The 14,028-nt window shown below is 64.4% G+C and carries 15 protein-coding genes; 2 read left to right on the top strand and 13 right to left on the bottom strand.

Annotation, left to right across the window (positions count from 1 at the left end):
* Nucleotides 1-31: 31 nt before the first annotated feature.
* The 9 genes from HMPREF3113_RS09660 to HMPREF3113_RS09620 all read right to left on the bottom strand — a co-directional run bounded on the left by HMPREF3113_RS09660 (nt 32) and on the right by HMPREF3113_RS09620 (nt 7,256).
* Complete coding sequence (locus tag HMPREF3113_RS09660; RefSeq protein WP_019183637.1) at nt 32-454, bottom strand: F0F1 ATP synthase subunit epsilon; 423 nt, start codon at nt 452-454, stop codon at nt 32-34.
* A gap of 115 nt (nt 455-569) precedes the next feature.
* Nucleotides 570-1,976, bottom strand: coding sequence for a F0F1 ATP synthase subunit beta (gene atpD, locus HMPREF3113_RS09655; RefSeq protein WP_070471889.1), 1,407 nt, complete (start codon nt 1,974-1,976; stop codon nt 570-572).
* Between the two features lie 37 nt (nt 1,977-2,013).
* Nucleotides 2,014-2,877 (bottom strand): F0F1 ATP synthase subunit gamma, encoded by an 864-nt coding sequence (gene atpG, locus HMPREF3113_RS09650; protein WP_019183635.1) that lies wholly within the window; start codon nt 2,875-2,877, stop codon nt 2,014-2,016.
* A 108-nt stretch (nt 2,878-2,985) separates the two neighbouring features.
* Entirely contained in the window at nt 2,986-4,533 is a 1,548-nt protein-coding gene (gene atpA / locus HMPREF3113_RS09645) for a F0F1 ATP synthase subunit alpha (RefSeq protein WP_019183634.1), read from the bottom strand.
* Nucleotides 4,534-4,577: 44 nt separating this feature from the next.
* Nucleotides 4,578-5,105, bottom strand: coding sequence for a F0F1 ATP synthase subunit delta (locus HMPREF3113_RS09640; protein ID WP_019183633.1), 528 nt, complete (start codon nt 5,103-5,105; stop codon nt 4,578-4,580).
* Between the two features lie 3 nt (nt 5,106-5,108).
* A complete protein-coding gene (locus HMPREF3113_RS09635; protein ID WP_019183632.1) occupies nt 5,109-5,579 on the bottom strand; it encodes a F0F1 ATP synthase subunit B in 471 nt (156 codons plus the stop codon).
* Nucleotides 5,580-5,690: 111 nt separating this feature from the next.
* The gene (gene atpE, locus HMPREF3113_RS09630) at nt 5,691-5,993 is read right to left on the bottom strand and encodes a F0F1 ATP synthase subunit C (protein WP_017354883.1); all 303 of its coding nucleotides are present in this window, start codon (nt 5,991-5,993) and stop codon (nt 5,691-5,693) included.
* 66 nt (nt 5,994-6,059) lie between these two features.
* The gene (gene atpB, locus HMPREF3113_RS09625; RefSeq protein ID WP_046273137.1) at nt 6,060-6,854 is read right to left on the bottom strand and encodes a F0F1 ATP synthase subunit A; all 795 of its coding nucleotides are present in this window, start codon (nt 6,852-6,854) and stop codon (nt 6,060-6,062) included.
* A 33-nt stretch (nt 6,855-6,887) separates the two neighbouring features.
* A complete protein-coding gene (locus tag HMPREF3113_RS09620; protein ID WP_026069845.1) occupies nt 6,888-7,256 on the bottom strand; it encodes a hypothetical protein in 369 nt (122 codons plus the stop codon).
* A 542-nt stretch (nt 7,257-7,798) separates the two neighbouring features.
* On the opposite strand from HMPREF3113_RS09620, the gene HMPREF3113_RS09615 reads away from it, so the two are divergent.
* Complete coding sequence (locus tag HMPREF3113_RS09615) at nt 7,799-8,617, top strand: TonB-dependent receptor (protein WP_019183629.1); 819 nt, start codon at nt 7,799-7,801, stop codon at nt 8,615-8,617.
* 339 nt (nt 8,618-8,956) lie between these two features.
* On the opposite strand, the gene lpdA is transcribed toward HMPREF3113_RS09615, so the two are convergent.
* The 4 genes from lpdA to HMPREF3113_RS09595 form a co-directional block, all read right to left on the bottom strand.
* The gene (gene lpdA / locus HMPREF3113_RS09610) at nt 8,957-10,768 is read right to left on the bottom strand and encodes a dihydrolipoyl dehydrogenase (RefSeq protein ID WP_019183627.1); all 1,812 of its coding nucleotides are present in this window, start codon (nt 10,766-10,768) and stop codon (nt 8,957-8,959) included.
* Between the two features lie 17 nt (nt 10,769-10,785).
* Entirely contained in the window at nt 10,786-10,983 is a 198-nt protein-coding gene (locus tag HMPREF3113_RS09605; protein ID WP_070471888.1) for a hypothetical protein, read from the bottom strand.
* Nucleotides 10,984-11,064: 81 nt separating this feature from the next.
* The gene (gene aceF, locus HMPREF3113_RS09600) at nt 11,065-12,468 is read right to left on the bottom strand and encodes a dihydrolipoyllysine-residue acetyltransferase (protein WP_019183625.1); all 1,404 of its coding nucleotides are present in this window, start codon (nt 12,466-12,468) and stop codon (nt 11,065-11,067) included.
* A gap of 200 nt (nt 12,469-12,668) precedes the next feature.
* Nucleotides 12,669-13,190, bottom strand: a complete 522-nt coding sequence (locus tag HMPREF3113_RS09595) for a DNA-deoxyinosine glycosylase (RefSeq protein ID WP_070471887.1) — start codon at nt 13,188-13,190, stop codon at nt 12,669-12,671.
* Nucleotides 13,191-13,382: 192 nt separating this feature from the next.
* Between HMPREF3113_RS09595 and HMPREF3113_RS09590 the strand changes: the two genes are divergently transcribed.
* Nucleotides 13,383-14,015, top strand: coding sequence for an OmpW/AlkL family protein (locus HMPREF3113_RS09590; protein ID WP_019183623.1), 633 nt, complete (start codon nt 13,383-13,385; stop codon nt 14,013-14,015).
* The last annotated feature ends 13 nt before the right edge of the window (nt 14,016-14,028 follow it).

Genomic DNA, 14,028 nt, shown 5'->3' with positions numbered 1-14,028 from the left:
CTTCGCGGATGGCGCCGTCGCGCCACTCCGCTCAGTGCTTGAGGTTCTTGCGCAGGCGCTCCAGCGCCTGCAGCTGGGCGGACACTTCCGCCAGGCGCTGCTGCGCTTCGGCCACTTCCATTGCTTCACCACGGTTGGCCAGGATGCGCTCGGCTTCTTCCTTGGCCTTGCGGACCGAGGCTTCGTCGATGTCCTGGGCACGGATCGCGGTGTCGGCCAGCACGGTCACGACCTGCGGCTGCACTTCGAGAATGCCGCCGGAGATGGCGAAGTCGATCTGCTCGCCGCTCGGCGTGGTCACCACCACCTTGCCCGGCTTCAGGCGGGTGATCAGCGGGGCGTGCTTGGGCGCGATGCCCAGCTCACCCAGCTCACCGGTGGCCACGACCAGGGTCGCCTCACCACGGAAGATTTCCTGCTCGGCGCTGACGATGTCGCAACGGATGGTGCTCATGAAACTCTTCTCGCTTTAGGGCGGGCTCGCGCCCACCGCAGGATGTCCTCAGCGGTGGGCATGCGCCCACCCCGTGTGACGGGTCGGGACGGGCATGGCGCCCGTCCCCGCCGCATCAGGCCTTTTCAGCCATCTTCTTGGCCTTCTCGACCGCTTCTTCGATGCTGCCGACCATGTAGAACGCCTGTTCCGGCAGGTGGTCGTATTCGCCATCGACGATGGCCTTGAAGCCACGGATGGTGTCCTTCAGCGACACGTACTTGCCCGGCGAGCCGGTGAACACTTCGGCCACGTGGAACGGCTGGCTGAAGAAGCGCTCGATCTTGCGGGCGCGGGTCACGGCCTGCTTGTCTTCTTCGGACAGTTCGTCCATGCCCAGGATCGCGATGATGTCCTTCAGTTCCTTGTACTTCTGCAAGGTCTGCTGGACGCGCTGGGCGGTGTCGTAATGCTCGTTGCCGATGACCAGCGGGTCCATCTGGCGGCTGGTGGAATCCAGCGGATCCACGGCCGGGTAGATACCCAGCGAGGCGATCGAACGCGACAGGGTCACGGTCGAATCCAGATGGGCGAACGTGGTGGCCGGCGACGGATCGGTCAAGTCATCGGCGGGCACGTACACGGCCTGGATCGAGGTGATCGAGCCATTCTTGGTCGAGGTGATGCGCTCCTGCAGGACGCCCATTTCCTCGGCCAGGGTCGGCTGGTAGCCCACGGCCGACGGCATACGGCCCAACAGTGCCGACACTTCGGTACCGGCCAGGGTGTAGCGGTAGATGTTGTCGACGAACAGCAGCACGTCCTTGCCCTTGCCGTTTTCGTCCTTCTCATCGCGGAAGTACTCGGCCATGGTCAGGCCGGTCAGGGCGACGCGCAGACGGTTGCCCGGCGGCTCGTTCATCTGGCCGTACACCATCGCGACCTTGTCCAGGACGTTGGAGTCCTTCATCTCGTGGTAGAAGTCGTTGCCCTCACGGGTACGCTCACCCACGCCGGCGAACACGGACAGACCGCTGTGCGCCTTGGCGATGTTGTTGATCAGTTCCATCATGTTGACGGTCTTGCCGACGCCGGCGCCGCCGAACAGGCCGACCTTGCCGCCCTTGGCGAACGGGCACATCAGGTCGATGACCTTGATGCCGGTTTCCAGCAGCTCGGTGGCCGGGGACTGGTCTTCGTACGACGGAGCCGAACGATGGATTTCCCAGGTGTCGCTGGCGGTGACCGGACCGGCTTCGTCGATCGGGCGACCCAGCACGTCCATGATGCGGCCCAGCGTGCCCGCGCCGACCGGCACCGAAATGGCGCGTTCGGTGTTGGTGGCGACCAGGTTGCGCTTCAGGCCGTCGGTGGAGCCCAGCGCGATGCAGCGGACCACGCCGTCACCCAGCTGCTGCTGCACTTCCAGCGTGATTTCGGTGTTGTCCACCTTCAGCGCGTGGTACACCTTCGGCACCGACTCGCGGGGGAATTCGACGTCGACGACGGCGCCGATGATCTGAACGATCTTGCCCTGACTCATTGCTGCAATCCTCTAATGTGTGCTTTGACTGTGCGCGTCAGACTGCTGCCGCGCCGCCGACGATTTCGGAGATTTCCTGGGTGATCGCTGCCTGGCGCGCCTTGTTGTAGACGAGCTGCAGGGTGCCGATCAGCTTGTTCGCGTTGTCACTGGCCGACTTCATCGCGACCATGCGGGCTGCATGCTCGGACGCGACGTTTTCCAGCACGGCCTGGTACACCAGCGACTCGACGTAACGCGTCATCACGTGCTCGAGCACGGTCGCGGCGTCGGGTTCGTACAGGTAGTCCCAGTCGTGATGCGCGACCTGCTTCTCAGCCGCCGGCAACGGCAGCAGCTGATCGAAGCTGGCCTTCTGCGTCATCGTGTTGATGAAGCGGTTGTAGACCAGGTACACGCGGTCGACCTTGCCTTCGGTGAACGCATCGAGCATCACCTTGATCACGCCGATCAGCTGTTCCAGGTGCGGCACATCGCCCATGTGGGTGACGGTGCCGACCATGTTGACCTTGACGCGACGGAAGAAGGTCGAGGCCTTCTGGCCGACGGTGACCACGTCGATCTCGGCGCCCTTGTCCTGCCACTGGCGCACTTCGCCCAGCATCTTGCGGAACAGGTTGTTGTTCAGGCCGCCCGCCAGACCGCGGTCGGAAGAGACCACGATGTAACCGACGCGCTTGACTTCGTCACGCTGGACCAGGAACGGATGCTGGTAGTCGGTGCTGGCCTGGGCCAGGTGACCGATCACCTGCTTCATCGCCTGCGCATACGGACGCGACGTCTTCATCCGCTCCTGCGCCTTGCGGATCTTGGAGGCCGAGACCATTTCGAGCGCACGCGTCACCTTGCGGGTGTTCTGCACGCTCTTGATCTTGGTTTTGATTTCGCGTCCGCTTGCCATCTCTTCTTCCCGTGGCGCGGGGCACAGGCCCCGCGTTTGACGTAGAGCGGAGCGTTGCTCCGCTGCTTTCAGCCCAGCGGAGCAACGCTCCGCTCTACAGGACCGGTATTACCAGCTGCCGGTGGTCTTGAACTCGGTGATGCCCTTCTTGAAGGCAGCTTCGATGTCATTGTCCCAGCCGCCGGTCGCGTTGATCTTGCTGATCAGCTCGCCCTGGGTGTTGGCGAAGTGCGCATGCAGACCTTCTTCCAGCGCCAGCAGCTTGTTGACCGGCACGTCGTCGAGGTAACCCTCGTTGACGGCGTAGATCGACAGCGCCTGGTTGGCGATGGACATCGGGGCGTACTGCTTCTGCTTCATCAGCTCGGTGACGCGCTGACCGCGCTCGAGCTGCTTGCGGGTGGCTTCGTCCAGGTCCGAGGCGAACTGCGCGAAGGCAGCCAGTTCACGGTACTGGGCCAGCGAGATACGGATGCCGCCGGACAGCTTCTTGATGATCTTGGTCTGGGCCGCACCACCGACGCGCGACACCGAGATACCGGCGTTCACGGCCGGGCGGATGCCCGAGTTGAACAGATCGGTTTCCAGGAAGATCTGGCCGTCGGTGATCGAGATCACGTTGGTCGGCACGAAGGCCGAGACGTCACCGGCCTGGGTTTCGATGATCGGCAGCGCCGTGAGCGAGCCGGTCTTGCCCTTGACGGCCCCGTCGGTGAACTTCTCCACATACTCTTCGGACACGCGGGCAGCGCGCTCGAGCAGGCGGGAGTGCAGGTAGAACACGTCACCCGGGTAGGCTTCACGGCCCGGCGGGCGCTTCAGCAGCAGCGAGATCTGGCGGTAGGCGACAGCCTGCTTGGACAGATCGTCGTACACGATCAGCGCGTCTTCGCCGCGGTCCATGAAGTACTCACCCATGGTGCAGCCCGAGTAGGCGCTGATGTACTGCATCGCGGCCGATTCGGACGCGGTCGCAGCGACCACCACGGTGTGCGCCAGGGCGCCGTTCTCTTCCAGCTTGCGCACGATGTTGGCCACGGTCGAGGCCTTCTGGCCGATCGCGACGTACACGCACTTGATGCCGGTTTCTTTCTGGTTGATCACCGCATCGATGGCCAGGGCGGTCTTGCCGGTCTGGCGGTCACCGATGACCAGCTCGCGCTGGCCGCGACCGATCGGGATCATCGAGTCGACGGACTTGTAACCGGTCTGCACCGGCTGGTCGACCGACTTGCGCCAGATCACGCCCGGCGCAACGCGCTCCACCGGCGCAGTGGCCTTGGCCGCGATCGGGCCCTTGCCATCGATCGGCTCACCGAGCGCGTTCACGACGCGGCCCAGCATTTCCGGACCGACCGGCACTTCCAGGATGCGGCCGGTGGTCTTGGCGACGTCGCCTTCGCGCAGGTGCTCATAGCCACCCAGGACCACGGCGCCGACCGAGTCGCGCTCCAGGTTCAGGGCCAGGGCGAAGGTGTTGTTCGGCAGTTCGATCATTTCGCCCTGCATCACGTCGGCCAGACCGAAGATGCGCACGATGCCGTCGGACACGCTGGTCACGGTGCCTTCGTTGCGCGATTCCGCGGCCAGCTTGACCTTCTCGATGCGGTTCTTGATCAGTTCGCTGATTTCGGAGGGGTTGAGCGTGGTTGCCATCGTCAAGTCCTAGTGCCGGCAATCACGCCGGACGTTAAATGAATTCAGTTAGCGAGCGCGGTCTGCAGGCGCGACAGCTTGCCCTTGAGCGAGCCATCGATGACCACATCGCCGGCGTCGATCACGGCACCGCCGATCAGCGACGCATCGACCGCGGTCGTCACGTCCACCTCGCGGCCGAAGCGCTTGCGCAGCGCGGCCTTGATGGCGTCCAGTTCGGCGCCGGACAGTTCGGTGGCCGAGGTCACCGTGGCCTTGACCACGTGTTCGGCTTCAGCGCGCAGCTGGTCGTACATGCCGGCGATTTCCGGCAGCAGCGGCAGACGGTGCGCATCGGCCAGGATGGCCAGGAAGCGACCGAAGGTCTCGCTGGACGATTCCGGCACCAGCATCGCGACGGCATCGTCGCGGTCCAGTTCCGGGTTCGACAGCAAGGCCGCCACGCGCGGGTCGGCAGCTACGTGGGCGGAGAACGCAAGCGCGTCCGACCACGGCGCGAACGTGCCTTCGTCGCGCGCGGTCGCGAACGCGGCGCGGGCATACGGGCGTGCAAGCGTGAGGGCCTGGCTCATCGATCAGATCTCCGAGGCCAGCTCGTCGAGCAGCGCCTTGTGGGCGTTGGCGTCGATTTCGCGCTTGAGCAGCTTTTCGGCACCGCTCACGGCCAGGGCGGACACCTGCTTGCGCAGATCTTCACGGGCACGGTTGGCGGCAGCTTCGATCTCGGCGTGGGCCAGGTCTTTCTGGCGGTTGGCTTCGACGATGGCTTCATTCTTGGCGGCATCAACGATCTGGTTGGCGCGTGCGTGGGCCTGATCGATGATCTCGTTGGCCTTGGTGCGCGCATCCTTCAGTGCATCGTTGACCTTTTCCTGCGCCTGGGCCAGATCCTTCTGGCTGCGGTCGGCAGCGGCGAGGCCTTCAGCGATCTTCTGCTGACGCTCTTCGATGGCGTTCATCAACGGCGGCCAGATCTTGGTCGCGATGATCCAGATCAGACCGGCAAACGCCAGTCCCTGGGCAACGAGGGTAAAACCGATATCCATGGGGTTCGCTCAATCGGGGGTGACGGGGTGGATGGGCCGCCTTGGCGGCGCATCCGATCCTTCATCCGCGATCAGGCGCACACGGCGCCTGATCGTTTCGCTGTTGCTGGATTAACCAGCAACCTGCGGCAGGCGTGCAACGAACTCGCCGATCATCGGGTTGGCGAAGGCCAGCAGCAGGCCGACGGCGACCGAGATGATGAACGCGGCGTCGATCAGGCCGGCGGTGATGAACATGCGGACCTGCAGAACCGGAATCAGTTCCGGCTGACGGGCAGCCGATTCCAGGAACTTACCGGCCATGATGGCCAGACCGAGACCGGCACCCAGCGCGGCCAGGCCGATCATGATGCCGACGGCGAGGACGGTGGAGCTCTGGACTTGGGCGAGGTTGGTCAGGACGGCGAAGTACATGGTTTTCTCCTGGAACTTTGAATAGCTAAGGGTTTAGAAACAAACGGATGAAGGGTGAAGCGAAACTCAGTGAGCGTCTTCCGACAGGCTCAGGTACACGATGGACAACATCATGAAGATGAACGCCTGCAGCGGAATCACCAGCAGGTGGAACAGCATCCAGCCCAGGCCGAATGCACCGCCTGCGATGGCACCGGCGATACCCGCACCGCCCAGCACCCAGATCAGCAGGAAGACGATTTCGCCGCCGAACATGTTGCCGAACAGTCGCATCGCCAGCGAAATCGGCTTGCTCAGCCACTCGACGATGTTGAGGATCAGGTTGAACGGCATCATCCACTTGCCGAACGGCGCGGTCAGGAATTCCTTGGTGAAACCACCCAGGCCCTTGGAACGCAGCGCGAAGAACAGCATCAGGAAGAACACGCTGATCGACATGCCCAGGGTGGCATTGACGTCAGCGGTGGGGACCGGCTTCCAGTACGGCACGCCGAGGGCTTCCAGCGGCATGGCGATGAAGTCGGCCGGGATCATCTTGATGAGATTCATCATGAGGATCCAGAAGAACAGGGTGATCGCGATCGGGGTCACCAGCTTGCTGGTGCCGTGGTAGGTGTCCTTGGCCTGGCGGTCAACGAACTCCAGGCAGATCTCGACGAATGCCTGCCACTTGCCCGGGACGCCGGCGGTGGCCTTGCGGGTTGCCATCCAGAAGCCGAACACCATCAACAGGCCCATCAGGACCGAAGTCACAATGGTGTCGACGTGAATCGCCCAGAAACCACCTTCCTGCATATGGAACGTCAGGTTGTGCAGGTGATGTTGGATGTAGGAGGTGGGTGTCAGCGCCTCGCCTGCCATGTGTCCGGAACCTTGAGTTAAATGAAAATTGGATCAGCGCCTGGCCAGAGCCAGGACCTGGAACATCAATCCGACGGCGATACCGGCCAGCAGCGCCAATGCAGGCAGCTTGAAGACCAGGAAACCCACCATCAGGACGCCGAATACGAGCACCCACTTTGCCACGACCGCCAGAATCAGGCGGGTCATCGCCGAGCCTGCGGCCTGCACCCCACCCCCCAGCGCCATCCGCGCAGCCACCCAGCCGGCCGCCGAAACCGCCACGCCGGAGAGCAACGCCCCCAGGGCTGCCTTCGGGCCTCCCCACAGCAGCAGGGCCAGAGCCAGGACAGCCACTGCAACGAGCGGGTAAACCGCTGCGCGCAGCATCAGTCGCCGACCCGCGTCAACGGAGTTCAGCACGTGAATGTCCTGCATGGTTGTGAGTAGGAAAGGCCGAGGTCGCAAGCTAGCGCCTCGTCGAGCCGCCAAATTATAGCAATGGGACAATTTGAGAGACAACCGCTGCCTGTTCATCCCGGATGTAAGCCCGCCGTTGGCGGCTCTTGCGAACCTGTTCCACCACCGGGCCAATCCCACTGCGCAAAGGGACACGCGATGCGGCGGTGCAGCATATTGAACTTTGGTCGCACGGTCCGGTCATAACGACCAGCCTGCCGTTGAATCCTCGTCGGCGTCCCGCGCGCAGGCCAGTACAGGGTGGCCCCGAAGCCCTCTCCGGGGCCACCCTCTTTTTGCGGCCTGCGGCGCTGGCGGCCGGGTCGAACAACGCCGGCGGGTAGCGCGTGTAACGGGGTCTGGCCCGGGAACCGGCCAGCAAACCGCCCTTCGGTAAGCCAAAGTGCATGAACGGTACACACAGCCTCCACCATACCTTCACGAATGGTGGACGTCGCAGTGGGCAATGTGACGCCACATCACTAGAACCACCGCAAGGACCCCCGATGCGCCCGATGCTCTCCCTGCTTGCCGTGCCAGTCGCACTGGCCGCGCTTTCCTACGCCGCTCCGTCCCACGCTGCCGAAGGCGATGACCGCTTCGCCCTGCGCCTGGGTGCGATGCAGATCGATTCGGACAACACGATCCGCGGCAACACCAACATCGCTGGCCAGGATGTGGGCTTCTCCGAAGATTTCGGCCTCGGTGGCAAGGAATGGGAGCCGCGCGTGGACGGCATGTTCCGCATCAGCAACCGCCAGCGCCTGCTGTTCAACTACTTCAAGTACGACAAGGATCGCCGCGAGACCCTCGACCAGGGTGTGAGCTTCGGCGATACCAACGTGCCGGCCGGCAGCTTCATCAAGGGTGAGCTGAAGTATCAGGTCGCCAGCCTGGTCTACGACTACTCGGTCGTGGACACCGACAAGTTCGACCTCGGCCTGCAGCTGGGTGCCGAGTACGCCAAGGTGAGCACCAAGGCTTACGCGGATGTCGGTGATCTGTACCAGGGCGAGTTCCTGGACGAGAAGGCCGACGGTGTCGCCCCGGTGGTTGGTGCACGCCTGAGCTTCACCCCGTCCGAGAAGTGGATGATCACCTTCCAGGGCCAGTACCTGAACACCAAGTGGGGCAACTTCGATGATTACGACGGCGACCTGAGCCGTGCCAATGCGATCGTCGATTACCGCTTCACCAAGAACTTCGGCGTGTTCGCCGGCTACGACTGGTTCAAGCTCGACGTCGATCAGACCGGCAGCGATGGCACGATCGGTCTGAAGCAGGAGTTCAAGGGTCCGGTGGCAGGCGTCAGCTTCGTCTTCTAAGCCCTTCGCAACACCTCTCTCCAAGCGCGGCCTCCGGGATATCGGGGGCCGCGCTTTTTTTTGCGTTGCGGGGTGGGGCAACAGCATGGTGATGGGGTGGCGGGCACGGATACCCTATCGCGCGAATGTCCCCCGGCGACGGCCTGTGGCCGTCACCTCCTCCTTGATTTCGCCCCACAGGGTATCCGTACCCGCCTCGACAAGTTCCGGTGGTGGCCTGCAGGAGAGCGCCAGGCGCCCGAGCGAAGCTGGATCGACAACAGCAGCAACAAAAAACCCCGGCATTCGCCGGGGTTTTTCGTTGAACGGGAGCCACCACCAACAGCGGTGATCGACCAGTTACTTCTTCTTCGGCATGTACAGATCGGTGATCGTGCCGTCGTAGATCTCCGCGGCCATTGCCACCGATTCGCTCAGCGTCGGATGGGCGTGGATGGTGTGGCCGATGTCCTCGGCCTCCGCGCCCATCTCGATCGCCAGGCCGATCTCGGCCAGCAGGTCACCGGCGTGCACGCCGACGATCGCGCCACCGATGATGCGGTGGGTCTCTTCGTCGAAGATCAGCTTGGTGAAGCCCTCGGTACGGCCGATGCCGATCGCGCGGCCGCTGGCGGCCCACGGGAACTTGGCTACGCCGACCTTCAAGCCCTTGGCCTTGGCTTCGGTTTCGGTCACGCCGACCCACGCGATTTCCGGGTTGGTGTAGGCCACCGACGGAATCACGCGCGCCACCCATTCCTTCTTCTCGCCGGCGGCCACTTCCGCGGCCAGCTTGCCCTCGTGCGTGGCCTTGTGGGCCAGCATCGGGTTGCCGACGATGTCGCCGATCGCAAAGATGTGCGGCACGTTGGTGCGCATCTGGCGGTCCGCCGGGATGAAGCCACGGTCGGTGACCTGCACGCCGGCCTTCTCGGCATCGATCTTCTTGCCGTTCGGCGAGCGGCCCACGGCGACCAGCACGCGGTCGAAGGTGGTTGCCTCCAGACCCGGCTTTTCGCCTTCCACGGCGGCTTCGAAGGACACGGTGATGCCGGCCTTGTCGGCCTTGACGTCGGTCGCCTTGGTCTTCAGGTGCACCACGATGCCCTGCTTCTTCAGGCGATCGGCCAGCGGCTTGACCAGGTCCTTGTCGGCGCCCGGCATCAGCTGGTCCATGAACTCGACCACGGTCACTTCACTGCCCAGCGCGCCGTACACGGTCGCCATTTCCAGGCCGATGATGCCGCCACCGACCACCAGCAGCTTGCCCGGCACGTCCGCCAGTTCCAGCGCATCGGTGGAGTCCATGACGCGCTTGTCGTCCCACGGGAAGTTCGGCAGCTTCACCGCCTGCGAACCGGCGGCGATGATGCACTGCTCGAAGCGCAGCAGCTGGGTCTTGCCGTCGTCGCCGACGATCTCCAGCTCGTTGGCCGAGACGAACTTCGCCAGGCCCTGCACGGTGCGCACCTTGCGCTGCTTGGCCATGCCGGCCAGGCCCTTGGTCAGCTGGGTGACCACCTTTTCCTTGTAGCTGCGCAGCTTGTCCAGGGTGATGGTCGGCTTGCCGAACTCGACGCCGAAATCACCGGCATGGGCAACTTCATCGATCACTGCGGCGGCATGCAGCAGCGCCTTGGACGGGATGCAGCCCACGTTGAGGCAGACGCCACCGAGGCTGGCATAACGTTCCACCAGTACGGTGTCCACGCCCAGATCGGCCGAGCGGAAGGCAGCGGTGTAACCGCCCGGGCCGGCGCCCAGCACCACCATCTTGCACTCGATGTCGGCCGGCTTGCCCGAGGACAGCGCCGGCTGCGGCGCGGCCGGTTCGGCCGGGGCGCGGTGCGAGGGGGTCACCGGCGGCTTGCTGGCCGGTGCGTCGGCCTTGGGTGCCTCGGCCTTGGCCGGCGCGGCCGGTGCAGCCGCCTCACCTTCAGCCTCCAGCAGCAGCACCACATCGCCTTCGGAGAGGTTGTCGCCGAGCTTGACCTTGATTTCCTTGACCACGCCAGCAGCCGACGAGGGCACTTCCAGCGTTGCCTTGTCCGATTCCAGCGTGACCAGACCCTGGTCCTTCTTCACCGTGTCACCCACGGCGACCAGCAGTTCGATCACCGGCACACCGCTGTAATCGCCGATGTCGGGAACCTTGATTTCAATTGCGGCCATTCGTGTTCTCCTGGTGCTCAGCCGGCCTTGCCGCCGAGCAGTTGCTGCAGTTCTTCGAGCGACTCGTCCAGATCTTTCCAGCGACGGTCGAGCTTCTTTTCCCTGGTGTCGCTGGCCTGGATCGGCGGCGCCACCTGTTTCATCATCCGCCGGCCCGCACCACACGCCAGGCCGGTGCCGCTGTAACGCTGGCCCTCCACGGTGGAGGACCGCACGTTATCGTCCAGCACCGGCGCCCTGCGCTCGCTGCACCATCGGCAGCGCCATCAGCAGCCCGGCCAGGACCAGGCCCTGCTTCACAGAAGGACGCGCCGCATGTCGGCCAGCACCTGCGAGAGGTAGGTGGTGAAGCGGGCGGCCAGCGCGCCATCGATGACGCGGTGGTCATAGCTCAGCGACAGCGGCAGCATCAGCTTCGGCGCGAACTCCTTGCCGTTCCAGACCGGCTGGATCGACGACTTGGACACGCCCAGGATGGCCACTTCCGGCGCATTGACGATCGGGGTGAACGCAGTGCCACCAATGCCGCCCAGCGAGCTGATCGAGAAGCAGCCACCGCTCATGTCCGCCGGGCCGAGCTTGCCATCACGCGCCTTCTTGGCCAGTTCGCCGGATTCCTGCGCGATCTGCACCACGCCCTTCTTGTCGACATCGCGGATCACCGGCACGACCAGGCCGCTCGGCGTATCGGCCGCGAAGCCGATGTTGAAGTACTTCTTCAGGGTCAGGTTCTCGCCGCTGGCATCCAGCGAAGCGTTGAACTCCGGGAACTTCTTCAGTGCCGCGGCGCTGGCCTTGACCAGGAAGGCGAGCATGGTCAGCTTGATGCCGGCCTTCTCGTTTTCCTTGTTCAGGGCCACGCGCAGGGCTTCCAGCTCGGTGATGTCAGCCTGCTCGAACTGGGTGACGTGCGGAATCATCGCCCAGTTGCGGGCCAGGTTCGCGCCCGAAATCTTCTTGATGCGCGACAGCGGCTGGACCTCGACCTCACCGAACTTGCTGAAGTCGACCTTCGGCCAGGCCAGCAGGTTCAGGCCGCCACCGGCCGCCACCGTGCCGCCAGCGGCGGCGCCGCCGCCGGCCAGGGCCGACTTGACGAACTTCTGCACGTCGGACTTGGTGATGCGGCCACCCTTCTCGGTGCCGCTCAGCTGGTTCAGGTCCACGCCCAGCTCGCGGGCGAACACGCGCACGGCCGGCGATGCGTAGGGCACCTTCTGCGGCAGCACGCTGTCGGCGTTGAAGGCGACCGGCGGGCTGGTCGGCGAGCCGCCCGACGGGGCAGCAGCGGCCGGGGCCGGCTGGGTCGGCTTGGCGGCGGACTGTTCGATGTCACGGGCGGCCAGCTTGTCCGGCTCGGCCGGGGCGGCGACGGGCTCGACCTTGGTCGCGGTCTCGGCCGCTTCGGTCTTGGCGGCCGGGGCCGGGGCAGCCGCAGCGGCCGGCGCGGCGGCCTCTTCGCTGACTTCGATCAGGGCCACGAGCTTGCCCTCGGAGAGGTTGTCGCCGACCTTGACCTTGATTTCCTTGACGATACCGGCCACCGAGGACGGCACTTCCATCGTGGCCTTGTCCGATTCCAGCGTCACCAGACCCTGGTCTTTCTTGACGGTATCTCCAACGGCGACCAGTACCTCGATTACCGGGATATCGCTGTAGTCACCGATATCGGGGACAAGTGCTTCCTTGATTTCGGCCATGGGGAAAACTCCGGCAATCTGGTGTAGGGAATCGCCTATTGTGGGGGTATCGCGCGCCAGCGCCAACCGGCTTGGCGAATTTTCCGCCCCCCTGTCCCGGGACAGGCTGTTGCAGGCATCTGCTTTGGCCGCATTCGGCTTGGCACAGTGCAAAGCGGAATTTTCCAGTCGGTACCGTATTGTCCGCCGCTGTCCCCGCCTCAGCGGCGCACGGCATCGAACAGCGGCTGCCACGCCTGCACCAGCCGGGGCAGCGGCCAGGCCGCATTGGCGGGGCTGGTGGAGGGCAGCGACCAGACCGGCAACGCCTGCGCCCGTCCGACAAGCGCGGGCGCGATGAACCGCTGGAACGCGCGGTAGGCGGTGCCGCCATTGCAGGCGATCGCGCACAGCGCGGGCAGCCCCTCGATCAGTGCGCCCAGCGCATTGGGGATTTCACTGCCACGCACGATCGACGCATCCAGGCTGCCGCGCCGTTCGCACCGCCCGATCACATCCCACACGCCCACGCCGGTCGCGTTCAGTGCATGCATGCGATCGGGATAAGCAAGCGTTGCGTCGATCCCGCACAGCACGCCCATCAACGGCCAGAAACGATTGCGCGGATGCGCGTAGTACTGCGCGGCCTGCAGCGACGCCACGCCGGGCATCGAGCCGAGCACCAGCACGCGGCATCCTGCATTCAGCTGCGCAGGAAAGCCGATGCAGCGTGTTGTTTCCATCACACGGTCACCAGATGCATGAATGTCGGAGGTTGCATGATCGCCCGGAAATACAGCGGTTTGGCACTGATCGCTGAATGGAAACAACTAAAATTTAACGCGCGTCGGATGCGATTCATATTGCGGGGACTACGGTTGCCTCGCCCCACAACACCGGGGCCCAGAACAAAAACATCCTGAGGAGATTCCCCCATGCGCTCCATCCGTACTCTGACCCTGGCTACCCTGACTGCTCTTGCTTTTGCGCCGGCTGCTTTCGCGCAGGACAGCACCGTTGATACCGCGTCCGGCAAGCACTTCGCCGTGGTCGGCGGCGTCTCGCTGCTGCAGCCGAAGAATGACCCGCTGGACGGCGTGCGCAAGGTGGACGGTGGCCCGGCCCCGACCCTGAGCTTCAGCTACTACATCAACGACAACTGGGCCGTGGAACTGTGGGGCGCAGCGGACAAGTTCGACCACCGCGTGCGCGGCACCGATGGCGCCCGCCTGGGCACCGTCGAGCAGCAGCCGATCGCGCTGAGCGGCCAGTACCACTTCGGCCAGGCCGACAACGTGTTCCGTCCGTTCGTGGGCGCCGGTTACTACGAGTCCAACTTCAGCAATGAAGACCTCGCCAGCGACATCGGCCACATCGGTGTGAAGACCGCCAAGGGCGCGATCGGCACCGTCGGCGTGGACATGAACATCAACAGCACCTGGTTCGCCCGCGCCGATGCCCGCTACATGCATTCGCGCCCGGAACTGACCGTCAACGGCGAAGGCACCGGCGACAAGGCCAAGCTGGATCCGTGGACCGTGGGCTTCGGCATCGGCGCGCGCTTCTAAGCACGCCTCTTCC

This window comes from Stenotrophomonas sp. HMSC10F06 (genome assembly GCF_001807865.1).
Taxonomy (GTDB): Bacteria; Pseudomonadota; Gammaproteobacteria; order Xanthomonadales; family Xanthomonadaceae; genus Stenotrophomonas; species Stenotrophomonas bentonitica_A.
Note: the sequence above shows the minus strand (reverse complement) of the source record. Positions and strands in the feature narration are given on the sequence as shown.

Coding starts and splice junctions, on each gene's coding strand:
- HMPREF3113_RS09615 (WP_019183629.1), top strand. CDS start 7,799: ATGCGCCCGATGCTCTCCCTGCTTGCCGTGCCAGTCGCACTGGCCGCG.
- HMPREF3113_RS09595 (WP_070471887.1), bottom strand. CDS start 13,190: ATGGAAACAACACGCTGCATCGGCTTTCCTGCGCAGCTGAATGCAGGA.
- atpD (WP_070471889.1), bottom strand. CDS start 1,976: ATGAGTCAGGGCAAGATCGTTCAGATCATCGGCGCCGTCGTCGACGTC.
- atpE (WP_017354883.1), bottom strand. CDS start 5,993: ATGTACTTCGCCGTCCTGACCAACCTCGCCCAAGTCCAGAGCTCCACC.
- HMPREF3113_RS09635 (WP_019183632.1), bottom strand. CDS start 5,579: ATGGATATCGGTTTTACCCTCGTTGCCCAGGGACTGGCGTTTGCCGGT.
- aceF (WP_019183625.1), bottom strand. CDS start 12,468: ATGGCCGAAATCAAGGAAGCACTTGTCCCCGATATCGGTGACTACAGC.
- HMPREF3113_RS09590 (WP_019183623.1), top strand. CDS start 13,383: ATGCGCTCCATCCGTACTCTGACCCTGGCTACCCTGACTGCTCTTGCT.
- atpG (WP_019183635.1), bottom strand. CDS start 2,877: ATGGCAAGCGGACGCGAAATCAAAACCAAGATCAAGAGCGTGCAGAAC.
- lpdA (WP_019183627.1), bottom strand. CDS start 10,768: ATGGCCGCAATTGAAATCAAGGTTCCCGACATCGGCGATTACAGCGGT.
- HMPREF3113_RS09660 (WP_019183637.1), bottom strand. CDS start 454: ATGAGCACCATCCGTTGCGACATCGTCAGCGCCGAGCAGGAAATCTTC.
- HMPREF3113_RS09640 (WP_019183633.1), bottom strand. CDS start 5,105: ATGAGCCAGGCCCTCACGCTTGCACGCCCGTATGCCCGCGCCGCGTTC.
- atpB (WP_046273137.1), bottom strand. CDS start 6,854: ATGGCAGGCGAGGCGCTGACACCCACCTCCTACATCCAACATCACCTG.
- atpA (WP_019183634.1), bottom strand. CDS start 4,533: ATGGCAACCACGCTCAACCCCTCCGAAATCAGCGAACTGATCAAGAAC.